9 protein-coding genes are annotated in these 7,035 nt (G+C 46.6%); all 9 read left to right on the forward strand.

Annotated features, from left to right (window positions below):
* The coding region (locus B3182_RS05930) for an ATP-binding protein (protein WP_292751951.1) at positions 1–870 on the forward strand (870 nt) is incomplete at its 5' end.
* Positions 867–1,502 (forward strand): response regulator, encoded by a 636-nt coding sequence (locus B3182_RS05935; protein WP_292353463.1) that lies wholly within the window; start codon positions 867–869, stop codon positions 1,500–1,502. The genes B3182_RS05930 and B3182_RS05935, both read left to right, overlap by 4 nt.
* A gap of 332 nt (positions 1,503–1,834) precedes the next feature.
* Positions 1,835–2,602: a DUF3450 domain-containing protein gene (locus B3182_RS05940; protein ID WP_292353464.1), complete on the forward strand. Its 768-nt coding sequence runs from the start codon at positions 1,835–1,837 to the stop codon at positions 2,600–2,602.
* Between the two features lie 5 nt (positions 2,603–2,607).
* Entirely contained in the window at positions 2,608–3,960 is a 1,353-nt protein-coding gene (locus tag B3182_RS05945) for a MotA/TolQ/ExbB proton channel family protein (protein WP_292353465.1), read from the forward strand.
* Positions 3,953–4,465, forward strand: coding sequence for a MotA/TolQ/ExbB proton channel family protein (locus B3182_RS05950; protein ID WP_292353466.1), 513 nt, complete (start codon positions 3,953–3,955; stop codon positions 4,463–4,465). The genes B3182_RS05945 and B3182_RS05950 overlap by 8 nt, the downstream gene beginning before the upstream one ends.
* A gap of 8 nt (positions 4,466–4,473) precedes the next feature.
* Positions 4,474–4,881, forward strand: coding sequence for an ExbD/TolR family protein (locus B3182_RS05955; RefSeq protein ID WP_226074860.1), 408 nt, complete (start codon positions 4,474–4,476; stop codon positions 4,879–4,881).
* Positions 4,853–5,560 (forward strand): energy transducer TonB, encoded by a 708-nt coding sequence (locus B3182_RS05960; protein WP_292353467.1) that lies wholly within the window; start codon positions 4,853–4,855, stop codon positions 5,558–5,560. Before B3182_RS05955 ends, B3182_RS05960 begins: the two co-directional genes overlap by 29 nt.
* Positions 5,561–5,562: 2 nt before the next feature.
* On the forward strand, positions 5,563–6,786 hold the full coding sequence (locus B3182_RS05965; protein ID WP_292353468.1) for a tetratricopeptide repeat protein: 1,224 nt from the start codon (positions 5,563–5,565) through the stop codon (positions 6,784–6,786).
* On the forward strand, positions 6,779–7,035 hold a 257-nt coding region (locus tag B3182_RS05970), incomplete at its 3' end, for a class II aldolase/adducin family protein (RefSeq protein ID WP_292751954.1). The genes B3182_RS05965 and B3182_RS05970, both read left to right, overlap by 8 nt.

Consider the following 7,035-nt stretch of genomic DNA (forward strand, 5'->3'; position numbering starts at 1 on the left):
CTGCTGGGACTGTTTTTTCTGACGGTAATATCCACTCTTATTTATATGGCGTTATTACACGGTTTAAGGCCATTGCAGCAATTAGCCGATGCATTGGGCAGGCTTGAGAAAGGTGATTTTCATGCGCGCGTTGATACAGGAGGCGCCAAGGAGTTAAAGCCGATTCAGATTCGTTTCAACCATATGGCTGATGTGTTGGATACCACAATGGCTGAAAACCATGCTTTGGCGGGCAATATGCTGACCTTGCAGGAATCTGAACGGCGTGATCTGGCGCGTGAACTGCACGATGAGTTGGCCCCATGTCTGTTTGGTATTCGAGTGGATCTTGCAGAAATTGAACGCATTGCCATTGAAAACAAATTGCCGGACGTCGAAGAAAAAGTCAGCTCGGTCAAATTAATTACCAGCCATATTCAGTCTTTGGTTCGTAAAATGCTCAGCCGCTTGCGGCCCATGACGCTTGATGATCTGGGGCTGGCAGAAGCCTTACGTGATATGTTGCACAACTGGCGGGATCGTCAGCCAGAAATTGATTGGGAATGGGATTTTATTGGAGATTTCACGGGACTCCCAGACACTCTGCAAGTGACGGTTTATCGAGTGGTGCAGGAATGTACCACCAACTGTGTCCGCCATGCTGAAGCCAGCCATGTGCGGGTTGAAGTGAAGCGTGAGAAACAACATATAAAAGTAACGGTTACCGATGATGGTAAGGGTTTGGATACTTCTGCAGTCAAAGGTTTTGGTTTAATCGGAATGCGTGAAAGGGTCTCGGCATTAGGTGGTAAGATTGCGTTTGATACTGCCGAAGGCCAGGGTTTGCAGGTACGGGTAATGATCCCTTTGAAGAGTGAAAATAAAAAATGAAACAGAACATCACAATCCTAGTGGTAGACGATCATCCGATTGTCAGAGCGGGCTGTCGGCAATTGATTCAGCAAATTCCATCGGCCAAAGTTGTAGAAGCTGAAACTGGAGAAGAAGGCTACCGACTGTTTCAGGAGTTGTATCCCGATATGGTATTACTGGATATCACACTTCCTGGTGTCGGTGGCTTGGAAGTATTACGCCGCATCCGGGCGAATCGCGACACGGCCAAGGTGTTAATGTTCAGCATGCATGAAGATCCGGTTTTTGCTTCCCGTGCCATGCAGGCTGGAGCACGCGGTTACATCACCAAGAACAATGCCGCTGATCATCTGGTCGAAGCGGTCAGTAAAGTGCTGGAAGGTAAAATTTATCTGAGCCCTGATATGGCGCAGCAGCTGGCGATGTTGAATATTGATGCCGGTACCAGTGCCTTAAGTGATCTTTCCCGTCGTGAACTGGAGATATTACGTTTACTGGGTGAAGGTAAAAGTATGAATGAAATTTCCGACGTGTTAGGTATTAGTTATAAAACTGTCGCAAATAACCTGACACAGATTAAAGGTAAGCTGGATATCAACAAAACAGCTGAGTTAATGCGCTTTGCAATAAGCCATGGTTTATCGTCGTAAAGCCCTGCTTTTGCTTGTATGTTTTTGAAAAGGAACATATTCCCGTTTTAATAGGAGAAGTCGCTCATGGCGAATGGTCTTGCGTTCAGTACTATTTGTAACAAGTCCATAGGAATGTTCAGCTTCTATAGTCTTATATTTCTCTCTCCTTCTATGAAGGTTTTAGCCAGACCCTTGGGTCTGGCTTTTTTTTGCCTGTCATTTGCACTTTTTTCCAACTTATTCGTCTAAATGATAAGAGATCGCATTTAGGCTTCCCACTGTGCGTATTCTCTTGATAAGATGTCGCTTTCATTTCCACCGCCGACATCCGGTAACACAAGGAAAATTTTATGCAATTTAATTTCTGCCGACTATGCTGCCTGCTGGGCATCTGGTTGGTGCCTTCATTCACCTATGCTGGCGCATTGGATCAAGCTGTTGACCAACAGGTTCAGACTGATATTGCCGCCCAGCGTACTCAGCAGCAAATTGATAGTCTTGATGATGAAACCCGTGAACTGCTGGCGGAATATCGCAGTGTGCTCAATCAGAAAGAAAGTCTGGCGGCTTATAACAGCCAACTTGAACAGCTGGTTTCTTCTCAACAGGACGAACTGGTATTAATCGAAGAGCAGTTAGCGAATATTGATACCACCCAACGTGATATCACGCCGTTGATGATTAAAATGGTCGAAGTGCTTGAACAATTCGTGGAATTGGATACGCCATTTTTACCTGAAGAACGTAACAGCCGCGTAGCACAGTTGAAAGAGATGATGGATCGCGCGGATGTGAATCTGTCAGAAAAATACCGCCGTATTCTGGAAGCCTATCAGGTGGAGACAGAATATGGTCGTACCCTTGAAGCCTATCAAGGTGAACTGGATACCGAAGATCGAAATCGTACCGTGGATTTTCTCAGAGTTGGCCGTGTCGGCTTGTATTACCTGACATTGGATCAAATGGAAGCCGGTATGTGGGATCAGGAAACTCAAAGCTGGCAGCAGCTTCCACGTGATTCTGTTCAATCTGTTATTCAGGGTCTGAAAGTGGCACGTAAACAATTGCCACCTGATTTATTAACCCTGCCGGTCAAAACGCCAGAGGCAAACCAATGAGAAGCATGTCTATTTTTATTATTTCCTTAATGGCCTTGCCTCTTACTGTCATGGCCGCTGATAAACCAGCCAATCTCGATCAGTTGCTTGAACAGGTCAAGCGTGAACGTGTAATAGAACAGGAACAGAATCGCATTCGTGAAACAGAATTTCTTGAAGCACGTGATCGTCAGGCCGAGTTGTTGCAACAAGCCAAAGCAGACTTAGCTGCCGAAGAACGTCGTACCGAAACATTGAATGAACAGTTTGAAGAAAACGAATTCAAATTAGCGGAACAGGAGTCCTTATTACAAGAACGTTCCGGCTCACTGGGTGAGTTGTTTGGTACGGTTCGCCAAATGGCCAATGACAGTCGTGCAGTGATTGAATCTTCAATGACCAGTGTGCAATATCCAGAACGAATCGCTTTTTTGACGGAATTAAGTGAACGTAAACAACAGCCTAGTATCGATGAGTTACGTGAGCTGTGGTTAGTGTTGCAACATGAAATGACGCATTCGGGCAAAGTAGTACAGTTTCCCGCTCAGGTGATCACGGCAAATGGTGAAGTTGCTGATCGTAATGTGACTCGGGTAGGTGTGTTTACTGCCTTCAGTGACGGCAAGTTTCTGCGTTATATGCCAGAAAATCGTAATCTGGTGGAATTAGCCAGACAACCAGTTGAGCGCCTTCGCGATCTTATGGAAGAGTTTGAAACCAGTGAAGCCGGAGCTTTAAAAACTGCTGTAGTAGACCCGACGCGGGGTGCGATCATGGCCTTGCTGGTGCAAACACCTAATTTGCAAGAACGCATTAAACAAGGCGGCTGGATTGGTTACATCATTCTGATCCTGGGAGCAATTGGGTTGTTGATTGCACTGATTCGTTTCGTAACGTTGATGCGTATGGAACGGGGGGTCAGTAAACAACAGAAGACCCAGGAATTGAATATGAAAAACCCACTGGGACGGATCCTGTCGGTTTACAGTGACAAGATTGCTCAGGATGTGGAAACTCTTTCACTTAAGCTGGATGAAGCTATCCTCAGAGAAACGCCAAGTATCGAGCGTGGCCTGATTACCTTGGCGATTTTGGCCGCAGTCGCGCCGATGCTGGGTTTATTGGGTACAGTTTCCGGCATGATTGAAACCTTCCAGTCGATTACGCTGTTTGGTACCGGTGATCCGAAACTGATGTCTGGTGGTATTTCACAGGCTCTGGTCACCACGGAACTTGGTTTGGCCGTTGCGATTCCTATGCTATTAATTCATAGCGCTTTATCGAGCAAAAGTAATCGTTTGATTCAGATCCTTGATGAAGAAAGTGCAGCAATCGTTGCTCGTAACGCTGAAACAAAAACTTTGCAACGCGATGGATAATCTATTTCAGATACAACTGCTGATGGAAAGCGGCGGCACCGTGCTTTGGCTTATTCTGCTGGCGTCTATTCTGATGTGGACGTTGATTATCGAGCGCTATGTGTTTATTTGGTTTCTGCATCCGCGTGAAGTTCGCAAGATGATGGATGAGTGGCATCAGCGAGATGATCTGGCCAGTTGGTATGCCCAGCAAATCCGTCAGGGCATGATTGCTGAAAGTCAGGTGATGCTGGAGCGTTTTCTGATTCTGATTCGTACCCTGACAGTGGCGTTACCGATGCTGGGATTGCTGGGCACGGTAAATGGCATGATTCAGACCTTTGATGTCATGACTGTATTTGGAACCGGCAACACACGTGGTATGGCCGGTGGTATTTCAGTGGCATTAATAACAACGATGGGTGGTTTGCTGACCGCTTTATCAGGGCTCTATTTCATTACTCAGCTGGAACAGCGTGTTGCCAGAGAAGTAAATAACGTGGCTGACGCCCTACGCAGAGATTAGGAAAGTTTATGCGAAAACGACATTCCCGCCGTCAAAGTGGCGGTATAGCTGAAATCAACATGACACCATTAATTGATATGGTGTTTATCCTGTTGATCTTTTTTATTGTGACCACTTCTTTTGTGAAAGAAACCGGGGTGGATGTAAACCGCCCATCGGCAAAAACAGCAGTGGAGAAAGAACGCGCTAATATCCTGATATCGATACGTGAAAATGATGAAATCTGGATGGATCAACGACAGATAGATCGTCGTGCAGTGCGTGCCAATGTAGAGCGTATGTACGCGGAAAACCCGGAAGGTTCAGTCATTATTCTGGCTGATGAAGAAGCCAAAACCGGCTTATTGATTGAAGTCATGGATCAGGCACGTTTGGCGGGAGTTGCGAATGTCTCAATTGCTGCTGAACGAGACTAGTCGCGGAGAATCACCTTCTATGCGTATCTTTATTGGGTTATTGCTGGCGATTTTGGTCAATTATGGCTTGTTCACCTTGATGAAAGAAATGACCACATCAGATAGCAGTCTTTATCGGGATGATAATGAAATACTGGTGCTGGACTTTGTGCGTTTGAAACAGGAAGAAACCCAACCTGAAACAATCAAGCGTGAAATCCCCAAAAAACCACCACCGCCGGAAGAGCCGCCACCACCAACGCCGACTACTGCTCCTAAAATGACGCAGCCGGATGTGCAGCAACCGCAGATGGATATGCCAAAAATTGATGTCCCATTGAATATTGCCGGTCAGCCTTATCTGGGGGATTTCAGTGCTGAACCGGCACCCGCGCCGTCTCCTACGCCGGTGCAGGGACCGCAGATGGATGATGAGGTCGTGCCACTGGTTCGAATTCCGCCGAACTATCCACGTGTCGCGCAGCGGCGGGGTATTGAAGGCGTGGTGACAGTAGTATTCACCATCACCCGTGATGGCCGGGTAAAAGATCCTGAAGTGGTTTCTGCCAGTCCTGAGAATGTATTTGATAATGCAGCGAAGACGGCTATTCTCAAATGGAAATTCAAGCCTAAAGTTGTCGATGGTGAGCCGGTTGAACGCCGAGCAACCCAGGAAATCGAATTTAAGTTGGCCAGGTAAACATGAAGAAACTTACGCAAAAATTCGCTTTGATGACGCTGGTTGCCTGTCTTGCATTGCCATTAACCTCAATGGCTGAAGATGAATACCTGCTCAGTGAAGCTACCTACAAATCGCTTAATGCTGCTCAGGAAAAAATGGAACAGCAGCAATATCGTCAGGCAGAAGCGGATTTGAAAAAGCTGGTCGGTGAAACCGATGCAGGAAGTTACGAAAGAGCAGTCGTTTTGCAAACTCTGGGGTATTTATACTCTGAAACCGAAGAGTACAAACTGGCAGCAGAACAGTTTGAAGATGCCCTCGCACTGAATGCACTGCCGGAGGATGTCACCCACAATCTGCGCTATAACCTTGCCCAGTTATTAATCAGCGATGGTGCGTATCAGAAAGGCATCGACCTGCTGACACAATGGTTGAACAAAGAACCTCAGGCGAACAGCAGTGCCTATGTGTTACTGGCAACGGCCTATTACCAGATAAATCAGTTTACCAATGCCGTTGAGGCCATTCGTACTGCTATTCAGCGTGATAATTCCCCGAAAGAAAATTGGTACCGACTGCAATTGTCTGCACATATGGAAATGCAGCAATACAACCAAGCCATTAATGTACTGGAGATTCTGATTGAACGTTTTCCAGTCAATAAAACTTATTGGGACCAATTGGCAGCTCTCTATGCCCAACAGGAAAAACGGCTGACCTCGCTGGCCGTACAGATGCTGGCCAAGCGGCTGAATCTTGGTGACAACGACACCGTATTGCGCCTGGCAAATATGTATCGCTATCTGAATATCCCTTATAAATCGGCCCAGTTACTGCAGAAATCTATGGATGATGGGGTGATAGAGCGTAATTTTAAAAATCTTGAATCACTGGCTGACAGTTGGTTAGCTGCCAGAGAAAATGAAAATGCCACTCAGGTGTTAGCCCAAATGCAATCAATGGATTCCTCAGGCGAAACCGACCTGAAACTGGCTAGAGTATTTATCAGCATGGAACAGTGGGATGAAGCTGCTGGACCGCTTCAGCAAAGTCTGGAAAAATTACCTGAAGCAAAACGCGGCCAGGCCTGGATGCTCTCTGGTATGGTCAACTACCATTTGGGCAATATGCAGCAGTCAGAGCAACATCTTAATCGTGCACTGGCTTACACCGAAGTCCGTAATCAGGCTTCGCAATGGTTAAGACATCTGCAAAATACCCGTAAAGATAACGAAGATGCCTGAAACTTCATTGGCCGAACTCAAAACCCAACTGGTTCAACATTACCGTTGGCTGCGTCAATACGGTTGCAACGATTCACATAGTGGCAATGCTTCTTTTCGCTGGCATAATCAGATTTGGGTGACGCCTACAGGCTGTTGTGCCGATACCTTGACACCGGAAATGCTGGTGCCCTGTGATATTGACGGCCAATGCGGGGAAGGCGCCTCACTGGATGCTCCGCTGCACCTGGCAACTTATCAGCATAATCC

This window comes from Methylophaga sp. UBA4204 (assembly GCF_002379485.1).
Taxonomy (GTDB): Bacteria; Pseudomonadota; Gammaproteobacteria; order Nitrosococcales; family Methylophagaceae; genus Methylophaga.